Origin of the sequence: Lysinibacillus sp. FSL K6-0102, from assembly GCF_038003545.1 — a bacterium.
Lineage (GTDB): Bacteria > Bacillota > Bacilli > Bacillales_A > Planococcaceae > Lysinibacillus > Lysinibacillus capsici.
The window spans coordinates 164,351-186,918 of the sequence record NZ_JBBOPH010000001.1 but is presented as its reverse complement, the minus strand read 5'-3'; the positions used below and the strand labels follow the sequence as shown (position 1 = coordinate 186,918).

At 36.5% G+C, this 22,568-nt stretch carries 17 protein-coding genes; 5 read left to right on the top strand and 12 right to left on the bottom strand.

The annotated features are described in order from the left end of the window. Positions 1–342: 342 nt before the first annotated feature. Positions 343–1,050, top strand: a complete 708-nt coding sequence (locus NYE73_RS00930) for a response regulator transcription factor (RefSeq protein ID WP_048390790.1) — start codon at positions 343–345, stop codon at positions 1,048–1,050. 49 nt (positions 1,051–1,099) lie between these two features. On the opposite strand, the gene NYE73_RS00925 is transcribed toward NYE73_RS00930, so the two are convergent. From NYE73_RS00925 to NYE73_RS00885, 9 genes are all read right to left on the bottom strand, one after another. Next, positions 1,100–5,746 (bottom strand): S-layer homology domain-containing protein, encoded by a 4,647-nt coding sequence (locus tag NYE73_RS00925; protein ID WP_259951231.1) that lies wholly within the window; start codon positions 5,744–5,746, stop codon positions 1,100–1,102. Between the two features lie 78 nt (positions 5,747–5,824). Continuing rightward, positions 5,825–6,475 carry a phage tail protein gene (locus NYE73_RS00920; RefSeq protein WP_103117277.1) on the bottom strand — a complete coding sequence of 217 codons (651 nt, stop codon included), beginning with the start codon at positions 6,473–6,475 and terminating at the stop codon, positions 5,825–5,827. A gap of 44 nt (positions 6,476–6,519) precedes the next feature. Next, positions 6,520–7,170: a phage tail protein gene (locus NYE73_RS00915; protein ID WP_259951230.1), complete on the bottom strand. Its 651-nt coding sequence runs from the start codon at positions 7,168–7,170 to the stop codon at positions 6,520–6,522. 194 nt (positions 7,171–7,364) lie between these two features. Continuing rightward, a complete protein-coding gene (locus tag NYE73_RS00910) occupies positions 7,365–7,838 on the bottom strand; it encodes a GNAT family N-acetyltransferase (protein WP_259951229.1) in 474 nt (157 codons plus the stop codon). Between the two features lie 43 nt (positions 7,839–7,881). After that, positions 7,882–9,000, bottom strand: coding sequence for a hypothetical protein (locus tag NYE73_RS00905; protein WP_115673064.1), 1,119 nt, complete (start codon positions 8,998–9,000; stop codon positions 7,882–7,884). Positions 9,001–9,027: 27 nt separating this feature from the next. Next, positions 9,028–10,140 carry a hypothetical protein gene (locus NYE73_RS00900; protein WP_115673065.1) on the bottom strand — a complete coding sequence of 371 codons (1,113 nt, stop codon included), beginning with the start codon at positions 10,138–10,140 and terminating at the stop codon, positions 9,028–9,030. A 19-nt stretch (positions 10,141–10,159) separates the two neighbouring features. Beyond that, complete coding sequence (locus NYE73_RS00895; RefSeq protein WP_259951228.1) at positions 10,160–11,224, bottom strand: hypothetical protein; 1,065 nt, start codon at positions 11,222–11,224, stop codon at positions 10,160–10,162. Between the two features lie 65 nt (positions 11,225–11,289). Beyond that, positions 11,290–11,751 carry a GNAT family N-acetyltransferase gene (locus tag NYE73_RS00890; protein ID WP_103117272.1) on the bottom strand — a complete coding sequence of 154 codons (462 nt, stop codon included), beginning with the start codon at positions 11,749–11,751 and terminating at the stop codon, positions 11,290–11,292. 672 nt (positions 11,752–12,423) lie between these two features. Continuing rightward, the gene (locus NYE73_RS00885) at positions 12,424–13,476 is read right to left on the bottom strand and encodes a helix-turn-helix transcriptional regulator (protein ID WP_259951227.1); all 1,053 of its coding nucleotides are present in this window, start codon (positions 13,474–13,476) and stop codon (positions 12,424–12,426) included. A gap of 615 nt (positions 13,477–14,091) precedes the next feature. Here NYE73_RS00885 and NYE73_RS00880 point away from each other — a divergent pair. Then, positions 14,092–14,796 (top strand): class I SAM-dependent methyltransferase, encoded by a 705-nt coding sequence (locus NYE73_RS00880; protein WP_259951226.1) that lies wholly within the window; start codon positions 14,092–14,094, stop codon positions 14,794–14,796. Further along, complete coding sequence (locus NYE73_RS00875) at positions 14,793–15,836, top strand: saccharopine dehydrogenase family protein (RefSeq protein ID WP_259951225.1); 1,044 nt, start codon at positions 14,793–14,795, stop codon at positions 15,834–15,836. The genes NYE73_RS00880 and NYE73_RS00875 overlap by 4 nt, the downstream gene beginning before the upstream one ends. 51 nt (positions 15,837–15,887) lie before the next feature. Here NYE73_RS00875 and NYE73_RS00870 read toward each other — a convergent pair whose 3' ends face one another. The 3 genes from NYE73_RS00870 to NYE73_RS00860 form a co-directional block, all read right to left on the bottom strand. Further along, a complete protein-coding gene (locus NYE73_RS00870; RefSeq protein WP_054548544.1) occupies positions 15,888–16,610 on the bottom strand; it encodes an amino acid ABC transporter ATP-binding protein in 723 nt (240 codons plus the stop codon). Beyond that, complete coding sequence (locus NYE73_RS00865; protein WP_036075291.1) at positions 16,603–17,262, bottom strand: amino acid ABC transporter permease; 660 nt, start codon at positions 17,260–17,262, stop codon at positions 16,603–16,605. The genes NYE73_RS00870 and NYE73_RS00865 overlap by 8 nt, the downstream gene beginning before the upstream one ends. A gap of 133 nt (positions 17,263–17,395) precedes the next feature. Continuing rightward, positions 17,396–18,190 carry a transporter substrate-binding domain-containing protein gene (locus tag NYE73_RS00860; protein WP_004233155.1) on the bottom strand — a complete coding sequence of 265 codons (795 nt, stop codon included), beginning with the start codon at positions 18,188–18,190 and terminating at the stop codon, positions 17,396–17,398. Positions 18,191–18,613: 423 nt separating this feature from the next. Here NYE73_RS00860 and NYE73_RS00855 point away from each other — a divergent pair, with 423 nt between their 5' ends. Then, on the top strand, positions 18,614–21,622 hold the full coding sequence (locus NYE73_RS00855; protein WP_259951224.1) for an ATP-binding protein: 3,009 nt from the start codon (positions 18,614–18,616) through the stop codon (positions 21,620–21,622). Positions 21,623–21,636: 14 nt separating this feature from the next. Then, positions 21,637–22,350, top strand: a complete 714-nt coding sequence (locus NYE73_RS00850; RefSeq protein WP_048395759.1) for a DNA-binding response regulator — start codon at positions 21,637–21,639, stop codon at positions 22,348–22,350. Positions 22,351–22,568 lie beyond the last annotated feature (218 nt).

Sequence of the window (22,568 nt, the reverse complement as noted above, 5' to 3'; positions counted from 1 at the left end):
TTAACTATTGGCATGCTATACTATGGGTAGAAAGGCATATTTTATTATCCCCTCATAATACATCACGATTTGGGAAATGCATCTCATTTACTAAAGTGCGAGAATACTAATAAACTTAAATCAGTTAAAGGAGAAAAGAATTGCTTTATTGTAAGTAATGATCCAGTTAGATTGGACGATAAATGTGTTTTATATACTAATAAATTACATAATTTACAGAATCGAATAATTTCAGAATCCAGCTTCCATTGCTACAGGCAAGTATAAAACTGATGACGAAAAATTTATTTAGTACAGTTGCGCTACATAATATTCTAAATTTAGATGATAAGAGGTGAAAAAATGTTGAAAGCCATCATAGTAGATGATGAAATTTTAGCAATCAATTTATTAGAAGCCACGTTACATGATAATAGCGATGTTACTATTATCGGAAAATTCGTAAATCCACTAGAAGCTATTGCAAACATCCCTACACTCAAACCTGATATTCTTTTTTTAGATATAGATATGGCCGAAATGAATGGTATTGAATTTGCTAGTAAGATTGCAGACCTTCCTTTTTTAATGGACATTGTATTTGTCACTGCATATGAACGTTTTGCAATAGAAGCTTTTAATGTACAGGCTGTTGACTATATTTTAAAGCCTATTGAGAAAGAGCGTTTAATGAAGACAATCAAGAGAATATCCATGCGTAGAAAGCAATTTCATGTTAAAGCTGCTGTACACCACATAGAGGAAGAAGCTCATATAATAGAGGATTTTCACTTTCATGTTCATTCTGGAAGAGTATATATCGGTAACACAGCATTAGCCCTATCTACAAAGGAATTTCAAATTTTTTTCTTTCTAGCACAACGACCAGGACAAATTTTTCCCCCATCAGAGCTGTATAAGCTTATTTGGGCAGAGGAAAGTATCGGGCATACACAGGCATTGAAGGTTCATATTAGTAATTTACGAAAAAAGCTAGAATCCGTTGCTGGCCATAGAGCAAAGATTATAACAGTGAGGGGTTCGGGATATAAATTCCATTTCGAGCCATGAAAAAGAAGGGCACTGCGATTACATTACGAATCGCGTACCCTCTTTTTGGTTATTTTTTTGCGGCTTCTTGAATCTCATAAAATGCCCAATGGTGTTTTGGAACATCTTTAAATAATGGTGTTTGATCTTCAATAAGAACTTGACGTTCAAACAGTCGATTTAATACCTTCACTGCTTGTGCACGTGTTAAAAATCCATCTGGATTGAATGTATCTGCTGTTATTCCTGTCATAATTTCCGCTGCATTGACAGTATCAATTGCTTGCCTTGCCCAATGATGGACACTCACATCTTTGAATACTGCACTTTGTGAGGTTGGTGAACAGAAATCTGCATCAGGACGTTCTATACATTGCTGTTCTATCCAGCGGGCTGCCACTGTAGCCATCTGTGCACGCGTAATAAAGCCGTTTGGATTAAAGTTCGTTGCTGTAACCCCTTTAAACAGACCCTTTTCCTTCGCAAATTCGATTGCATCTTTAGCATCATGTTGGAATGTATCTGTATAGGTTGCCTTTGCTTGCGGTATGGCGTTACCTGTTAATTGACGAGCAAACATACTTGCCATCTGTGCCCTTGTAACAGGAGCATTTGGACGGAAGGTATCATCTGGATAGCCTTGAATGTAAGGTAGATGGGTAACACCCTCAGTAATTGGCTCCTTCACTTCTTCCTTCTCTGGTAAGTAGAGAATGGAGAAGGTGGAGAATTTATTCACCTCAAACTGTAAACCTATTCCCTTTTGATATTCTACAATCTTCCCACGAACAACTTCTTTTGTGCCATCACTATGCTCGATAAAGATCGCCAAATTGGCAAGTTGGCCATCTGTTAAATCTGTAGGCAACGGCAATGTTAATTTAACAGGAAGGCTTTGCATATTGGTTTCGATGGTCATTGGACGACCAAGCAACTTTACAACCCCACCTTCTACCAATTGCTGCACAACGGTTTCCCTTTTGGCTTGTTCTTCAATCTCTAGCTGTTTATCATGCCCTTTTATAGGAACGAGTCGGAAGTATAGATTCTCATTAAACATTTCCAATGAAGTTTTTGGCACTTCAATTCTAACCTTATCGGTAACAATTTCGAGATGGACTGCTCCAATTTGCAAAATTGACAGCACATTTTTCGGAATGGACACTTTGACTTGATTTACTTGATCCTTCTCGTCTGGGATGATAATCCTTGCTTTATCATTCCCTTGTTCCTTTAATTTCCTAATTGTCTCTGTTGCGCTTGCTGCTGTTAATGTGACATCATCATTCATCGTGTTATCTACATTTTTTGCTCGTTTTATCGTTGTTTTTGAAACTACATCACCATTGCCAGATTCTACATCTACTACAATTTCCTCTACATTGGTTGAAGGTGTTGATGAACCTGAATCAGGATTTGGTGAAGGATCAGTATTACCGCCACCTGTATTATTACTAATCCATTTTGCATAGATCACTGTGTTTGCTATAATAAGAGTATTAAAATTATATGGTGTTGTGTAGGCATTACTTGTATACCAGCCCCCAAATGTATAGCCAGCTTTCGTTGGCGCTGGTGTTGGCTGACCTGCTTTTCCTTCATGTACCACCATCTGATTGGAGACAGCACTTCCCCCTGCTACATCAAAGCTTACCATATGTGTTACAGTCACTGGATTCCATTTTGCATATAATATGATATTTCCACTACCCATAAGGACAGTTGAAGCTGATGCATAATCTATTCCTCTTCCATCTGCTTGCGTGTTCCAGCCCTCAAACGTGTAACCCACTTTTACTAGATTTCCTATATTACCCAGAACTGTTACAGTTTCTCCTTGCTCATACGTTTCACTATCTGTTGGAACTGTGCCCCCTGTGTTTGTATTGCCGTTGTAGGTGATAGTAAACGTACTAACCACAGAAGTATTCTCTAGGGTTCCTGCACTTACTAATGAAGCTTTGTGCGTCGCCGTTTCTTTCACTCTCGTGATAAACGTATACTCTGTATCAGGCGTTAGTTCACTAAAGATCGGACTGTCCTGCCACGTTGTTCCGTTATCTCTACTATATTCTTGACCTACTACCCCATTTAGCGTAATATTTGTCGCTGTTTTACTGGCTACAGTTGGGACTGGCGGAGCACTTGGTCCATCCGCTTTTTCCACAATAGTTGTTTCCCCACTCATTACACTTCCTGTTGCATTTGTTCCATCGGCACTGGCTCTTACTTTAATCGTCTCTCCAATATCTGCTTGAACCAACATATATGTGGAAGAGTTCGCTCCTGAAATGGCCGTGTTCCCTCGATACCATTCATAGGTTGGTGCATCTGCTGTCGTTGGTGGCGTATACGTGATCCCACTAATATCTGCGGTTAACACGCTTCCATACTTCGTCTCTCCCGTGATGCTTATCGTACCTCCCATTTCTGGAACCGCTACAGTTTGAGTTTGTGTTTGGATCGATGTTCCTGTACTTACCAGTGATGCCTTGTGAGTGGGTGTCTCCTTCACTCTCGTGATAAATGTATACTCCGTTTCAGGGATTAGTCCATTAAAAATTAGACTATCCTGCCACGTTGCCCCGTTATCTTTACTATATTCTTGACCTACTACCCCATTTAGCGTAATACTTGTCGATGTTGTACTGGCTTCGGTTGGGGCTGGCGGAGCACTTGGTCCATCCGCTTTTTCCACGAAAGCTGTTTCACCACTCGTTATACTCCCTGTCGCATTCGTTCCATCGGCAGTGACTGTAACTTTAAGCGTCTCACCAATATCTGCTTGAACTAACGTATACGTAGGTGAGGTCGCCCCTGAAATGGCCGTGTTCCCTCTATACCATTGATAAGTTGGCACATCTTCTATCGTCGTTGACGTATATGTGATCCCACTAATATCTGCGGTTAGCATGCTGCCATACTTTGTCTCCCCTGCGATGCTTACCGTGCCTCCTATTACTGGAATCGCTACAGGTTGAGTTTGGATCGGTGTTCCTATACTCACTGACGAAGCTTTATGAGTTGCCGTTTCTCTCACTCTCGTGATAAACATATATTCCATATCTGGAGTGAGTCCACTAAAGATCGGACTATCCTGCCAGGTCGTCCCGTTATCTCTACTGTATTCTTGACCTGCTACTCCATTTAGCGTAATACTTGTCGGCGTTTTACTGGCTTCAGTTGGTGCTGACGGTGCACTTGGACCATTCGCTTTTTCCACAGTTGCCGTCGCTCCACTCGTTACACTTCCTGTCGCATGCGTTCCATCAGCACTAACTGTAACCTTGAGTTTCTCACCGATATCGGCCTCTACCAACGTATATGTGAATGAGGTCGCCCCTGGAATTACCGTGTTCCCTCTATACCATTGATAGGTCGGCACATCCGCTGTCGTTGTTGGTGTATACGTGATACCACTAATATCCGCGGTTAGCACACCATCATACTTAGCCTCTCCTGTGATGCTTACCGTGCCTCCCAATTCTGGCAAAACAGTTAGTGTCTCAAACATCTCATTTTCACCATAACTAGTCCCCACCGAATTTTTCGCGTACGCTCGGTAATAATAAGTACTACTTGGATTAAGACCTGATAGATCAACACTAAACGCTCCCGTTGTTCCAATAGCAGTTACTTTCTCACTATTCTCCGTAGTTGGTTCGGTACTCGTTGAATACACAATTCCACGTTCTGTAATCTCGGCCCCTCCATCAAAAGTTACCTCCCCACCTACCGTTGCACCTGTACTCGTAATATTTGTCGCTGGGGTTAAGGTTATAACTGCGGGTGCTTGAGTCGGTACATCTGGATTCCCATACAGTATAGTTCCACTATTACCAACTACTACAAACTGGCCATTTCCATAAGTAACCCCCTGTAAAATAGTTTTACCTAAACCAACCGCTTGTTCATACCAATTTATTCCATCTTTAGAGTAATATACTTTACCAGAAGCTGCCACTGTTACATAATGACCATTTCCATAAGATACACTAGTTAAGAGGAAAGACATTGCATCTACCGGTAAATTGTATTGAATTGTCCAATATACCCCATCTGGTGAGGTGAGAATCGTTCCATTTTGACCAACGACCACATATTGACCATTTGCATAAATTACAGATCTTAAAATATTTTTGGTATTAGAGGTTTGCAATAACCAATTTTCCCCATCTGGAGATGTTAATATCGTTCCACCAGCACCTACTGCGACGAATTGATTATTAGCGTATATTACACCATAAAGATGATTTGTCTGTGGGGTTTTTTTTTGCCATGTTACCCCATTGCTTGAAACATACATATTACCTAAATTACCAACAGTAACATATTTATTATATCCATATGTTACTGAATGAAGAGGGGTACTACTATCTACTGAAGTAGCTGTTGTCCATGTTTGCCCATCTGATGACGTATAAAAATTAGATGAATTGTCAACTGCCATAAAATGATTATTTTCATAAACTACTGAGTTAATTGTTTGTAAGGCAGTTATAATAGTTGATTGTGTCCATGATGATCCATTTGTTGAATAATAAGCCTTACCAGTAGTATCAGTAACTACATATTTACCATCACCATAAGCCACTGCTTTATAGTTTACACTTGGTGGTGTTGCTAGTGTAAAATCAGCAAATGTACTGGGTATCCATTGAAAAAATAATAGAAAGATTAGTAGGATACTTACTATTTTCTTATAACGTTGTCTCATAAATATCTCCTCCAACAAAACTATTCCTTCTATGTATCAAATAAAGAAATGTTATATGAACCTAGCATTTTGCAACACCTACTGTTGACTAGGAAATATCCCCTGAATACATATGATAAAATTCAATGCTTGGAAAGGCTGCCGAATATCCAATGCAGAAGGCGCCAATTGTCCCGCTGGCGCAATCGTGGTTGTTACATTCCCACTCACTGTTCCACCTGAGACAGAAAATGGCTTCAAGTTTGTATCCGTAGTTCCCGCTGTATAAAAATCTGCTGTTCCCATACCTTGATCTACAGAGGCTGCAAGGCTTGCATTATTTGGTGAATTACTTCCTCCCCCTTGAGAGGAGGCTGGGATTGCAACGTTCATATTACTTACTGTTAGATTAGATGTAGACGTAGTTGCACTATGAGTATGTTGTGGCATATTTAATGGAGAAAGGGTTATTTTCTCCACACCGCCAGTCTGTCCTAGATTACACGGAGTGACTCCTTGTGGTATAGTTCCTCCCATTCCCCCATTCCCACACGCGCCTACTGGCACACGTCCATTCAAGTTTGGTAAACAAAAAGTATTCTTTCCGTCTCCACCATATCGATTTCCTAATACAGCAAATAAAACTTGATTCTGTTGAATTGAAAGTTCTTGACCGTTGCAAAATGCCCAGCCCTGTGGAGCAAATGATGCTGGCCATGCTACAATAGTTCCTGTGTAATTCTCTGCCATAAAATACCTCACTTTAATTTTATTTAATAAAAAATAGATTTTATTTATTCTCGAGTAGGGAACCAGCCTTGAATACAAATAATATAATTCAACGCTTGGAAAGGCTGCCGAATATCCAATGCAGAAGGCGCTAATTGTCCAGCTGGCGCAATCGTGGTTGTTACATTCCCACTCACTGTTCCACCTGAGACAGAAAATGGCTTCAAGTTTGTATCCGTAGTTCCCGCTGTATAAAAATCTGCTGTTCCCATACCTTGATCTACAGAGGCTGCAAGGCTTGCATTATTTGGTGAATTACTTCCTCCCCCTTGAGAGGAGGCTGGGATTGCAACGTTCATATTACTTACTGTTAGATTAGATGTAGACGTAGTTGCACTATGAGTATGTTGTGGCATATTTAATGGAGAAAGGGTTATTTTCTCCACACCGCCAGTCTGTCCTAGATTACACGGAGTGACTCCTTGTGGTATAGTTCCTCCCATTCCCCCATTCCCACACGCGCCTACTGGCACACGTCCATTTAAGTTTGGTAAACAAAAAGTATTCTTTCCGTCTCCACCATATCGATTTCCTAATACAGCAAATAAAGCTTGATTCTGTTGAATTGGAAGTTCTTGACCGTTGCAAAATGCCCAGTACTTTGGAGCAAATGGTGCTGGCCATGCAACAATAGATCCCATATACATTTCGGCCATAATTTTATACCTCACTTTAATTTTATTTATTCTTACTGAGGGAAATTTCCTTTAATACAAATACGCTTGAAAGGTTCTCCGACACTCATAATTAACTTAAAAATCGTATAAGTATTCCAATCATTTAAAAATCGGCAGTTCCCTCACTTTAACTCCAATGACAAAACTACTTAGTAAGTTCAAAGAAACATTCATTATTTCCTATGCCACGCCATCATCACATGCGGCACTACCTCTCCGGTAACAACAAACCCACATCTCTCATATAACCTCTGTGCAGGATTCCCCATCAACACAGTTAATTCTATTGGCAATCTAGATTCAGCAGCTACATGCTGAAATTCCCTCAATAGCACTGTACAGATTCCTCTACCTCTATATTCAGGAAGTATGAAAATATCAATCAGACGTATTGCTTCTTGCTGTACCTCGGTTATTAATCTACCAATACCTACACCTTCATACATTATGATTTCATATTTGGCATTAGGAAATTGTTGCTGATAAGAAGCTTTTTGAGCATCGTATTGCATACGTAATAAACCTTCTATTTGTTGCTCATCCAATTCTAATATGGCAAATTCATTTTTTCTTGTAGATACATATAATGAATAAAGGGTATCTTCCTCTTCACTTAATGCCACTCGCAATTTCACTTTATCTTTCATTTTTGCTTTGCCACTCACCTCTTTCCTGAAATTTCAAACAATATCAAGCAACACTCGCTAAAATATCCTTATTTTCTTCTTGTATAGCTTCGATTTCTTGAATTTCCATTTCTAAAACTCTTGCTATCTCGGATGGTGTATGCTTTGTAAATAACATATACATAGCTTTTATTTTCTTTGCTTGATCTCCAGAGACTTTTAAAATATTGGAGATTTCAGCTAAATCCGTATGGTTCTCAATCAAATACGAACCTAATAAAGTATTAGTGACTTTTTGTAACTCATTTTGGTCCACAACGTTTTTACATAATGCTTCTGCAGCTATACTCGCTGCTACGGATAAATCCATCCCTTTTTCATGCATCCGTTTCATAGCATTAAATTGATCCGCCCATTTGCGTAATGTATAGTTTTGTTCCTTTACTAGGAAAACAAGCTCTCGATGATTTACATCCGTATCGTGTAAAAGTCCCGTCTCCTTAAAAGTCTTTGCAAGATCCTTAAAGAAAGCATTAACTTGACTTTGACCACGATTAATCTCTTCTTTTGTCTTAGTTAAATCCTCTTTTGCCTTATTCGTTTCTGCTTGAATATTTTCAAAATACTCTTTGCGTAATTCCCCTTGAATAATTCCTGTAATAAGATAAAGGACAGCTGCTATTGCGCCAAGCGTACCAAGTTTTGCTACTAAGCTATCCAGCACTTTTATTTTTCCAATCCATTGATTAACAACAAATAATGTAAGCGCGACATATTTATCTAAAGTGATTTTTTTATAAGAAGGCACAACGATTGATAAAGAAATCAATGGCAACGTATTTTTAAAGCACTTTCTCCATTCTAGGAATTCCATTAGCAAACTATTTAAATCATCTTGGATATCATGCTTTAAAATATTTAAGTCAATTGATGTTCCACTTAACTCACTTTTCAGCTCTTTTAAAAGCTTAATTGCTTGTGCCTTTCGCTCTGGATTATCTGTACGAAATATATGGTCACCAATCCAAGCACTAATCTCTAAATCTTCGTCCAATAGCTTAGAAATGATACTATCAATTCCCTCTTTACATTCAGCCAGCTTGTCTTCTACCTCATAAATATTTTTTAGGGAAGGTTGCAATTCTTCTACATAGGTTGCTAATGTCGCTTCTGTAATCGCCATATTATCCATCCATTCTAAAATTATTTTTTAGCTAACAATTGCTATTAAATCGCTATTTGTCTCTTGAATTGTCATGACCTCGTTTACATCCATTTCCAAGACTTGTGCAATTTCATCTGGTGTATGCATTTTAAATAACATGTAGGTTGCTTTTACTTTTTTAATTCTTTCTAGGGACATATCAAGCTTTTGAGAAACTACACTATTTTGCTCTCCCATTTCAATAAGGTAGGCACCCATTAACAGTTTGCTGTAATTGTCTAATTCATTTTCATCATCTTGTTTATTTACTAGATTTGCAGCAACAACTTCTGCTGAAAATTCAATATCTAAGCCTTTATTAATCATTCGCTTCATCGAATCATATTGATCCGACCAACGTCTTAATGTGCCAGCCTGTTGTTTAACGAACGATACTAGCTCCTGATGGTTTGTATATGGCTTTGTTAACAAGCCTGTTTCTTGAAAGCTCTTTGCCACATCTTCAAAAAAGGCATTTACTTGCACCTGCACATCATTGATATCCTGTCTTAACTTTTTAACATCCTCCATCGCAGCCTTTGTTTCTTTTTGGATATTTTCAAATAGCTCCATTCTTTTTTCGCCTTGAATTATTCCATCTATTAACACCACCACAACAATAAGACCTACGACACCTAACCCTAATACCTCGAATATTGGTAGTAATATATCTTTCAATACGACGGTTAATACAAACCCTAGCATTAATCGATGAAAGGGATTAAAAGCCTGGAATTTAGGTACAGCTATGGAAAACGCAATAAATGGTAACCTATTATCAAAGTAAGTTTTCCAGTCCCCATACTCTTTTAATAAAGTATTTAATTCATCTTGGATATCATGCTTTAAAATATTTAAATCAATTTTTGCATTACTTAATTCATTGTTTAAGTCATTTAACAGTTGAATAGCTGTTTCTTTCCTTTTCGGGTTATCTGTCCGAAATAGATTGTCACCAAGCCATGCACCTAGGTCAAATCCTTCATCTTTTAATTTAGATAAAATACTGTCTATATCTCCACCGGCTTTTCCAAGCTTGTCTTCTAGTTCAATTATATTTTTAATACTGGGTTGAAGTTCCTTTACATAGTTGTCTAATTGATATTCCGAAATTGGCATAGCATTTTCTCCTTTCTGATTAGGAAATAATTAAAGAAAATAATTCTTTATTTTCTTTATAAAAAGCTTCAATCTCCATAAATTCTAAATTCACTTGTTCAGCAACTACTGCTATGCTCTCTTGGTTTAGCAATAAGTATGCTGCTACTAACAGCTTTGCCTGTTGTTCTGATAGCTTTACATCTTGTGCTAATGTCATATAGTTCGCACCTGTTTCGAGTAGATAAGCTCCTTGTAAAACTCTCTGGTTTTGATAGATTTGTGCTGGTTCCTCTAAACTTTCGCTTAATACTTTTGCCGTTAGATGTATAGCTTCTTGGAATTCCATATCTTTTTCAAACATTGTATGAAGCATTTGATAATGGTCCGCCCATATTTTCAACTGCTCTCCCTTGCTCTTAATCTCAGTAATGACATCCTGTTGCATATAGGGCGTTTTTGACAACTTATCACTTTGATTTAAATTAGAAACGACATCGCCAAATAGTTTGTCCAATTCATTTTCAGTATCCATTATGTTTGACATTAATTTAGCAACACTGCTTTTTGCTTCATTTATTTGCTCTTTTATGTTCACATCAAACTTGTCTAGGGTTACTATTATTTCATTTACTTGACTCGATTCAATTGTTGCAGTTAGAAGGGGTAATTTTGTTACTATCTCTTTTTCAATTAAGAGGGACAGCAATATGTTGAATTGAACATTTGAAGAAAAACTTGTCTCAAAAGGGATGCTTGATACTGCAAATGGAAGTAGGGGAAGCATTTCCTTAAAAGTTTGCTGTAATTCTCTGTTATTTTTTTGCAAAGTGTTTATTTCATTGACAAGTAGCTGTTTAATATGTGCCATACCAATTAAGGATTTTTGTAAATCCGATTGTAGTATTCTTACTTCTTCGAGATGTTTTTCTTTCTTTTTACTTGCTAATAAAAATCTCCTTTCTTTTTTTTGAATATAGTTTTTGATACTGCTGTCAATGTGTACAATGACACTTTCGATTTGTCCCTCTAAATTAAAAAAGTACTGAATCGTTTGCCGTAAATTTTCTTCATATGTCTGTAAAGCCGAATTTGATATTGGCACTTCACATTCACCTCTCTTTAGTTTTTAATAATGGACGAGAGGCAGCTTTAAAAGACTTGATACGTTTATTGCCACCTCATTTTTAAATAGAGTTCATCAGTTGACACTACATGAAATCCTAGTCTCTCATATAGATTTCTTGCAGGATTAGTATGAAGAACTTGTAATATCACTGGTTTATTTTCTTCTTTTGCCTTTTGCTGAAGATTGCTAATGAGATAAGATCCTACTCCATTACCTTGAAAACTTGGCAAAATAGAAATATCAATTATATGTAGTCGCTCAGGTAAATCTTCTGTTAACAATCTTCCAACATATTGCTCATCTGAAGTAATAATACAATGGCTTGCATGTGGAAATTGTTGTCTATATGAGGTTTGCTGTGCGCACCACTGCATTTCTAAAAAGTGCTGTATTTGTTCAGCAGACCATCCCCATGAATCTATTTCTTTCCTACGAGAAGAAGCATAGACTTCGTAAAGGAATGGCTCGTCCTCTTTCGTAATAGACTTAAGCTCTACTTCCATCCTTTCGCCTCCTTCTTTTCTTGAATAGCTTACTAATTATAGAGTCATATCCTATATCTCCCATACTTCATTTATCAAAAAATTCAGATTTTTAAAATCCTAGTAATAAATATTACTTAATACCCAAATAAAAAGTCTGTTATTGCATTTATTTTGTGGCTTTTAGCCTTTTTTTCATTATATTATAGGTCAATAGATTTCACTATGAATTTATTCCATTTTTTAGGTTAATTTTTCTTAACCTTTTATTATGATTAGTGATACTAGTAGCTAAAGTATAGTTATTGGCTTCTTTTTAACTATCAAATGGATTTAATTCCTTTATACTTACTTTCCTGTAGGCGAGCGCTGATCCGCTTCCATTCCATGCAGGGTTCGCCTGTCTCGCTATCCCACCGGAGTCAAGTAGCCTTCCAATCCGCCCCACAAAAGTGTTACCTTTTTAGCAAAGGTTTTCAAATAAGGTGGAGGTCTTCACTACTCTTATGAAGAGGTGTTGTCACCCATCACTTCTCTACAATGAAAAAAAGCCTATTCTTTCTCTAGTTATACAAATAATGGGCTATTTGTTCACTACAGCTAAGTATGAAAGTTAAGGAAAAGTTGACATCATCTTTTTTCAACAACATGAAGAATCTGCTAGAAAGCTAGCAGATTCGTTAGTTCACCTTATTAATCTAATTGGAAGCGGGAGAAGATCTTCCATACTAGCTCATTTCGATTTGAGACATTTACTTTTTGAAAAATTACCTTTAAATGATCTTGTACCGTGTAGATTGAAATATCAAGATTATAAGCAATCTCTTTTGTAGGAATCCCTTTAATAACTTCAAATACTACTTCCTTTTCTCTAGGGGTAAGATTATAGGCTGTTATTAAGAAATTGAGCATTTCTCTTGATGATGCTTCATTTATTAATAAAGCAATTTGCTGTTCTTGTTGGCTTGTCAGCAAAAGTGAAGCCCGAATAGCAATATAGCCTGTATCTTTGATAGGTACTATTAAAGAAGTATTTGAATTGTACTTGTCAGCAAGTAATTTTGCACAGATAGCTTGAATAGGCTTAGGAACTTGAATTTCTGCTAAACTTTCATACTTTCTTAAAATGGCTAGCAATTCACAAGCTTTGGTATTACTTGAAAGAATTTTTAACCCTTTATCAAAAATAACAATGCCTTGTTCTCCTTCTACAGCTGGAATCCTCTCCTCAATAATATAATGATAGAACTTCTTTAATGATTCACCCATAATTGGCATCAGTCTTTTTATAAGCATCACATCTTGATCTTTAAATAAAGGCTGTTCATTTTCAGCTCTTTTGAATAGTGTTAAAAAACCATAGCATTGTCCTTGATAAATTAATGCAGCTCTTACTTCATCACTAAAACCATTGGGCATTAAAACTTCTCTATAGCGAAAGCTTCGACTTGAGGAATCGCTTAACCTGCCTATGTTTTGCCCACTTTGAACTAAGAATCCATATCTATTTACATCTTCTGTCGTATATTCCAATTCCATAATCTCCTGATGAATCGCCTCTATTGATTGTTCAGTAACTGCTCCTACCGAAAAAAGAGTATGTACATCCGTTAATGTACAGCAATACGCATCAAAATTTATATGTGTTCGTAGAGCTTCGATCATCAATTGACGATATTCAAACGAATTTTTGCTGTGCTTTAAGCATTGGTCAGATTTTCGTTGCCAATATTGTGCTTCCTTCATAAACACCTACCTCCCCCCAGAAATATGGGATAGTTCTTTTTTTCCGAAAGTTTATAATTGAGAATAATTCTTAATTGAATTGTACAGAAGTTCAACAAGTAGGAATACTATTTTGAAGAAAATTTTTACTTTTTATTTTCTTGCTAGCTACTTCCGTTATTAGTGGCTGCTCAGAGAAATCGTCTCAAGCAATTGTGGGTGGTGTGAATTCAGATTAAAGCTACTATTAGTGCCCCTAACTCGTCTGCTATTTTTCCAAGCATCCTGTTGGCAGAACAGAAGAGGATATTGAACTTATTACCTGGGAAACAGTAGATACCCTTTTAGCTCAAATACAAAAAAACCAAGCACAATTTATGGTACTTCCTCTTAATATGGGAGCTAATCTATATGCAAAAAGAGTGCCATTACAACTTATAGGAGGTCTAGCACATCAAACTATTTTCATACCTAGTTAAGGTGGTCCACCAGATATTTTTAGGGAATAGTCCTACACAGATACTAGGTGACTTCACTAAACAATCATCAGCCTTTCATCAGAATGATTGCTTAAAGATGAAGGAATTGCTCTCGAAATTTTAACGTATAAAAATAAATTGCTTTGGAGGTATTTTAATGTATAGATCTATATATAGCTGGGACAGTCCTTCTGTCAACACATATCAACAGTCCATTCGACAAAAAATCATAGGCTATGATCTTATCTATGACATGATGGCCAGTATACTTCACAATTTTACTGCTGCAAATAAATTTTTAGTAGTAGGTGCTGGTGGCGGACAGGAATTACTCACTTTAGGCAAATCCTTTCCTTCTGCCCATTTCACAGCAGTCGATTCCTCAAAGGAAATGCTGGAGCTGGCTGCTAAACAAATTGAATCGCTACCACATCGACCTACTATTATGTGGGTTGAGAAGGATCTACTATCCTTAAGAGTAAATGAGGTTTTCGATGTAGTTAGTTGTCATTTGGTTTTGCATTTCATAAAAAGCCTTGATCAAAAGAGAACAATGCTTCAAAAGATTGCGGATAGCTTAAAAGAAAATGGAGTGTTATTTATTTCATCGATAAATGCTGATTTAACTTCACAAACGTTCAAACATGAGCTTTGTTATTGGCGAAGCTCCATGCTTCATAACGGAATAGGTGAGGATCATTGGCAACGCTTTGAGCAATCCTTTAGCGTCACAACCCATCCGATTAATCTTGAATTGCTTATTAATTTACTGAAAGAGGCTGGCTTTACAACAATCCTTCCCTATTTTAAAACACATATGATTGACGCTTTAGTCGCTATTAAAGGAGAAACTACTATATGAAAAATGGGAATATCTTAATCATCGGAGGCTATGGTGAAGTGGGAGGGAAAATTGCAAAATTATTGTTGCAAAGCTATCCCAACAGAATATGGATTGCCGGAAGAAATATAGAAAAGGCTAAGGATTTCTGTGTCGAGCACAAAAACTTAGTAAGACCTCTTCAATTGGATGTGTCAGAAAAAGTGCATCCAGAGCAATTAGAAAATGTAGCACTGGTTATTATGTGTCTAGAGCAAAAAGATACTGCATTTGCACAGCTCTGCTTAAATGAAGGGATTATCTATATCGATATTACTGCAAGCTATACCTTCCTTAAAAAGTTAGAGGCACTTCACTCACTAGCTATACAAAAACATTCTACAGCCATTTTTAGTGTTGGTATGGCTCCAGGATTGACCAACTTAATGGCCATGCATGCTGCAAGGCAATTATCCTCCCTCGAGAAGATGCATATTTCCATCTTACTTGGGGCAGGCGATACACATGGCACCGCGGCAATTCTTTGGATATTGCAACAATTAAATAAACCCTTTAGTAGCTACAACAATCATAAGGTTGCTAATTTTACTAATAAGAGAACCGTGAAATTTAAAAAGATTGGGAAACGAAGTGTGTATCAATTTAATTTCTCTGACCAGCATACATTAACAAAGCATTTCCCTTCTATTCCTATCGTCACAAGATTAGGCTTTGATGTTGAGCCACTCAATAAATTTGTATCCTTTTTACAAAAGAGTAGAATTGCTTGCCTATTAAAATTTAACGGAATACAAATCTTGCTCGCTTCACTTATTCAAAAAATTAAAATTGGTTCTGATGTGTGTGGCATACAAATAGAAGCCATTGGGACAAAACATCACAAAGAAGTAAGCTTCACATTAGACTTTCTTGATCGCGATGAATCACTTGTAACAGCGAAAGTTGCAGCATTTATAGCTAACGAGTTTCTTAACAATAAACATCCAGCAGGAGCCTATCATATTGAGGAATTATTTACATTAGACACCTTACAGACTCAATTTGATATGTCCCTTCAATAAAAATGGCATTTAGCTCTCATCTAACGGAGAAGCTAAATGCCTGTTGTTTTATTATAAAACCTTCTCTAAAAAATCCTTTGCACGCTGTGTTGATGGCGCTGAAAAAAACTGTTCTGGAGGAGCATCCTCAATGAGCTTGCCGCCATCAAGGAAAAGAATACGATCAGCAACCTCACGAGCAAAGCCCATCTCATGTGTCACAATCAACATTGTCATCCCAGAATCTGCGAGGTTTTTCATAACAGCCAATACCTCTTTAACCATTTCAGGGTCAAGTGCCGATGTAGGCTCATCAAATAATATAACTTTAGGGTCCATGGCAAGTGCTCGCGCAATAGCAACACGTTGCTTTTGTCCTCCCGATAAACGATTTGGATATTCTAGACGCTTCTCAAACAGACCTACTTTCTTTAGTAACTCTTCTGCTTTGTTGATAGCTGTAGCCTTATCCAAACCCTTCACATTGATTGGCGCATATGTTAAATTTTCAAGCACAGTTTTATGAGGGAAAAGATGAAAATGCTGAAATACCATACCTACTTCTTCACGTATTTTCATTATATTTGTCCCTTTATCTGTCAGGACATCCCCTGCAATCGTTACCTTCCCACTTGTCGGAGTTTCTAATAAATTTAAGCAACGAAGAAATGTCGATTTACCTGATCCTGAAGGTCCAATAATAGCAATTACTTCTTTTTCTTTAACTTCAGTTGATATACCCTTTAATACTTCATTCTGCCCATAAGATTTGTGTAAATCTTCAATTTTAATCACTTTTTCTCATTCCTTTCTCGATTCGTTTGCCAAGGAACGTTAAAACAAGTGTCATGATGTAATAGATTACCCCTGCAAAAAGTAGTGGCTCAAGATAACGGTATGTCGAACCTCCTACAATGTAGGCACGACGCATAATATCTAATGCACTGATTACTGTCACAACTGCTGTTTCTTTATTTAATGTAATAAATTCATTTACTAAGGATGGTAAAATATTTTTTACTGCTTGCGGAATAATAATATCCTTCATCATTTTTGCATATGGAATACCCAATGCTTGTGCAGCTTCCATTTGTCCTTTATCAACTGCATTGATACCAGCACGGATAATCTCCGAAATATATGCACCTGAATTTAAACCAAAAGCAATAATAGCTGTTGGAATAGGCTCAATTTGGATATCTAGTAATTGCGGTACTGCATAATAAATAATTAGTAATTGTAATACAAGAGGTGTACCGCGGAAAATCGACGTATAGAAATCAGCAAACCAACGTAAAAAATTCACTTTACCAATTTTACATAATGCTAAAAGTATACCTACGATAAAACCAATGATGGATGCACCGATTGCAATTTGAAGTGTAACACCTATCCCTTTTAAAATATAAGGAATAGAGGGAACGATAGCTGTAAAATCTAAATTCACAGCGCTCCCTCCTTTCTTTTTCATCATGATGTAGCTTTGTTTTTTGTACCAAACACAAATTTAGAAGAGGCTTAAAGGATAATAATGAAAAGCACAAGCGATAGCCCAAAAGTAGAGCTATCGCACGCAATTATTATTCAACTTTTTCTAACCATTTTTCTTCTAACTCTTTGATTTTGCCTTCTTCAGCTAGCTCTTTTAAAGCTTTATTAATTTTATCTTTTAAATCGCTTCCTTTTGGAACAGCGATTGCTTTGAAATCTTCAGGCTGTTCTTCCACTGGGAAAGCCTCTAATTGATCATTCGTTTTTAAATAGCCTTTCGCAACGCCACCCTCTAAAATACCTGCGTCTAAACGTTTAGACATCATATCTTGCACAATCTCAGGGATTCGCGTACGTCCTTCTACTGTTACATCAACCTTTTTCGCAATTTCATTACCTAAGTTTTCCTGAATAGATGCAGTTTGTACACCTATTTTTTTACCAGCTAAGTCAGCTTCTTTTTTAATACCGCTATCCTTTTTAACAAGGATTACTTGCTCTGTTTCATTATATTTATCTGAGAAATCTACCACTTTTTCACGCTCTGGATTCGGTGTCATACCAGAAATAACGACATCAATTTTCCCTGCTTGAAGTGCTGGCACTAAACTGTTAAAGTCCATATCTTGCACTTGCATATCAACGCCTATTTTTTCTCCAACTAATTTGATTAGATCAATATCAAATCCAATAATTTCTTCGCCTTTTGCTGCATCCACATATTCAAATGGCGCATAGTCAGCTGATGTACCAACTTTTAATACTTGCTTACCCTCTGTATCCGTAGTAGAACCTGTATCGCTTGCATTATTGTCTTTAGTGCCACATGCTGCAAGTACACCTATTACTAGTACCAGCATCATGATGAATAACTTGTTCTTCATAAATTGTAACTCCTTTTATTTATAATTTATTGTGTATGAGAATACATTTCTCGAATATAGTTGATTGGATATTTATTCATGTTGAAGAATAAAAAATCTATCTGCTAATTAAGATATACTCTTTTGAAATAATAATCAAGATAAACTAAAAAAATTTTAGCTAAATATTATATGCATAATTTTCTGATAAGTCAATTTATTTTTGTTTTTCATTCATTTTACAAAGTAACTTTACTATTTTCCGTTTTAGCATTATTTATTCCTCCATCATAAAAACAACTTAATTTCAACAGTTCAGAGATAGAGATTATCGCCATCCTTTAAGCTCGCAATATTTAGATTTCATCGCTAGTAGGAATTTTGTATTAATGCCGTAAGTTATCTTGTATAATCCAAATAAATCATTTGAAAGGGATTTTTACGATGAAAAAATTATCGTTATTGTTCGCAATTATTATTGGCTCAGTGCTGATAGCAGGCATTACCTTTTTCTTAACTCAACCTAAGTCGCATGGGCCGCAAGCGATTGAAGGTGTGATGGATTTACGTCATCATTCATTTCACGATAATACGCCTATCAAATTAGATGGGGAGTGGGAATTTATCCCGAATCATTTAGTGGACGGTAAAGCCTTTGATTCCTATCAAAGCTATCTTGTTAATGTCCCTTCAGCTTGGACAAAATATACAATTGATGGGCAACAAATACCTGTATTTGAAAGTGGGACTTATCGTCTCAAGGTTTTAATCGATGATACCGAAGATATTTTAGGAATTAAAACGAGTAACATTCGAATGTCGAACGCATTGTATATTAACGGAAAGCGAATTGGACATAGTGGAGAGCCAGCTGAGGATAGCAGCTATATACCCCACAATACCCCATATACCGCTTATTTTTCGCCTGATAAAAAAGAACTTGAATTGATTGTTCATGTAGCCAATTTTGATTATGCACCAGGAGGAGGAATTATTAGCTCCATTTTTTTGGGGGATCAATCTAGTATTGCAAAGCTTCGAGAGGGTGCCATATTCTACGATTTAATTACCTTAGCAGGTTTTTTAACAATGTTTATCTACTTTTTTGGCTCATATCTTTATTCAAAATTTGGTATAGAACAGCTTTACTTCTCTATATTTTGTTTCGCAAGTGGGGTTTACACCCTTACTCATGGCGAAAAGCTATTACTAGACTTTATAAATATTTCCTATGCTCCATTTCAGAAAATGCAAATGATCTCTAGTATAGCTGTAGGCCTTTTTATATTGTTGTATTTTTACCGTGCTCTAATAAAACATATGAATCGTTTAGTTGTGAAAGTGTTTTGCGCAATAGGTACCCTTCTAATGCTGGTTGCATTGCTTCCAACATCCATTAATTCACTATTTCAGAATATCAACTCATTGTATGTATTCGCAAATATTGTTTATATCTTCTATGTACAAATTATAGCAATTTACAAACGTGCTACTGGAGTAATGTATTTAACATTAAGCTCTCTAGCCATTTTGCTTTATTTTATCGTTGCTACTTTAAATACAAATATTAATCTTGAACTGAGTGCTCTACCACCATTGTTGCCATTTATTTGCCTGACAATGCTTTCCCTATATATTTCTCATCGTTTTGCAGATTCTTATTTAGAAAAAGGCAAGCTAACGGAGGCACTGATACGTGTAGATAAATTAAAGGATGAGTTTCTCGCTAAAACATCTCATGAATTCCAAACGCCCTTACATGGCATTATAGGCATTTCACAATCTATGCTGAAGGATAATAGTTTACCTATCTCAGCGGACGAACAAAAAGAAAAAGTATCACTTATTTTCAATATTGCAGAACGGCTATCCTATTTAGTCAATGATTTACTTGATTTTTCAAAGCTGAAGGAGAATGAATTAACATTGCGGATGGCATCTGTTGATTTATATGCCATTACACATATGACTGTAGAAGTGCTTTCCTACACGATTAGCAAGAATGTCAAAATTTATAATCATATAGAACGGGGAACCTTTGTCCTAGCTGATGAAAACCGTCTTCGCCAAATTTTATATAATTTAATTCATAACGCAGTGAAGTATACAAATGAAGGAAAAATTGATATAACTTGTTATGAGAAACAGTCATTCCTTGTGATTGAAGTTAAGGATACTGGGTGTGGGATAGCACCAGAAAATTTAAAAACCATTTTTAACCCGTTCCAACAATTCAATTATTCAATTGGTGGCAGTGGATTAGGTTTACATATTACAAAGGAGCTTGTCGAGCGGCAGGGTGGGAAAATATTTGTTGATTCTATTGTCGGACAAGGCGCTACCTTTTCATTCAAATTACGAAAAGGTCAGCCGACAAATGAGGAATTACCATCAATGCCAATCCAAACATACCAGCATCCTTTCCTAACATTCCCACATATTGTTGAGAAAATAGGAAAGAAAAAAATTCTTATTGTAGATGACGATGCTGTTAATTTAAAGGTACTAATAGATATATTGACACAAGAAAACTATTCCATTATAGCAATTGATAATGGACACCATGTTTTTGAGTACCTTACACAACAACCTAGTATTGATTTATTAATTTTAGATATAATGATGCCCACAATTTCTGGCTATGAGATTTGTCAACAGGTTAGGCAACATTACACGTCTACAGAGCTACCTATTCTAATGTTGACTGCGGCGGTTCGCCCAGAGGATATGATTGCAGCCTTTCAATCTGGAGCAAATGATTTTTTACATAAACCTTTAGATGCTACCGAGCTAATGACAAGGGTTCGCAATCTTCTTTTATTGAAGGAGTCTGCAGAAACAGCTGTGAAAATGGAAACTGCGTTTTTACAAGCACAAATAAAACCGCATTTTATTTATAATGTCTTAAATTCCATTCTGTCCCTAAGCTATTTAGACTTAGATAAATCACGGGCAATGATTACAGATTTTGCTACATTTTTACGTAACAGTTTTGCCTTTGAAAATGCCAACAGTCTTGTCCCTTTGGAAAAGGAGCTTAGTCTTATTGAGGCATATGTAAATATTCATCGTACTAGATATCCTGAGCAATTAGAATTTAATATTTGCATGGATGAGCCTATCCAATGTCTTATTCCTCCTTTACTGCTTCAGCCTTTAGTAGAGAATGCCCTTCTTCATGGTTTGAAAGTCAGAAAAGAGGTTAGCGAGCTACTATTAGTTATAAGGCAGGAAGAGCATATGGTGATTTTCCAACTGATTGACAACGGCATTGGGATATCTTCAGAGCTTTTAAGGCAAATTCAAAATGGTGAGAAAACAGCTAGTCAAGGCATTGGTATTTTAAATATTTCCAAAAGATTAAAAAAATTCGACAACGCTACTATCCATTTTGATAGCCACGAAAACAAAGGAACGACTGTTGAAATTAGATTTCCAATAATTACTTTATAGAGGATGTGAGCAGCTTGTTAAAAGCAGTTATTATAGATGATGAAATTTTAGCCATTCGTTTATTAGAATCCATGCTAAAGGCAAGTGGCTCTATTGAGATTATTGGAACCTTCCAGAATCCAAAAGATGGTTTAGTAAATATTGATATGTTAAAACCTGATATATTGTTTTTAGACATTGAAATGACTGAAATGACTGGACTTGAATTTGCTTCTAAAATAGAAGATGTCTCAAGCTATATAGATATTGTCTTTGTTACAGCTTACGAAAATTATGCTTTAGAGGCCTTTAATGTACAGGCTATAGATTATATTTTAAAGCCCATTGACCACAACCGACTCTTAAAAACAATTGAGCGGCTACTTGAACGAAGGCAACATAAAAAGTTGATGCAACCAATTGAACATACTTCCGTAAATGAGGGAATCAAAATTATTCATACATTACACTTCCATATACACTCAGGAAAAGTTTCAATTGGTGATACTGTATTAACTTTATCAACAAAGGAATTCCAAATTTTATTCTTTTTAGCACAGCATTGCAATCAAGCTTTTCCAGCTGCTGAGCTGTACCGACTTATTTGGGACGAGGATAGCTTTGGACAAACACAAGCCTTACGAGTTCATATCAGCAATTTAAGAAAAAAACTTGAAACGATTCCAGGTCATACAGCTAAAATCGTTATGGTAAGAGGCTCTGGGTATCAATTGGTTTTTCAAGAATAATTTGAAAGGGAAGTTGATTTAACCAATCAACTTCCCTTTCACTTATTTAGAATCCACTTGAATGTTAAGAAATGTCCAATGTTTGCTATCTTAAGCCAGTGCTCTCTCATCTTTTGTGCAGGGATTTCGCCACTCTCTTTGAACAATCTATTCATCAATTTTGCAGTTCTACTATTTTCATTATTTTGCACTAAAAAGACTGTTTGCTTTAGGGCAAA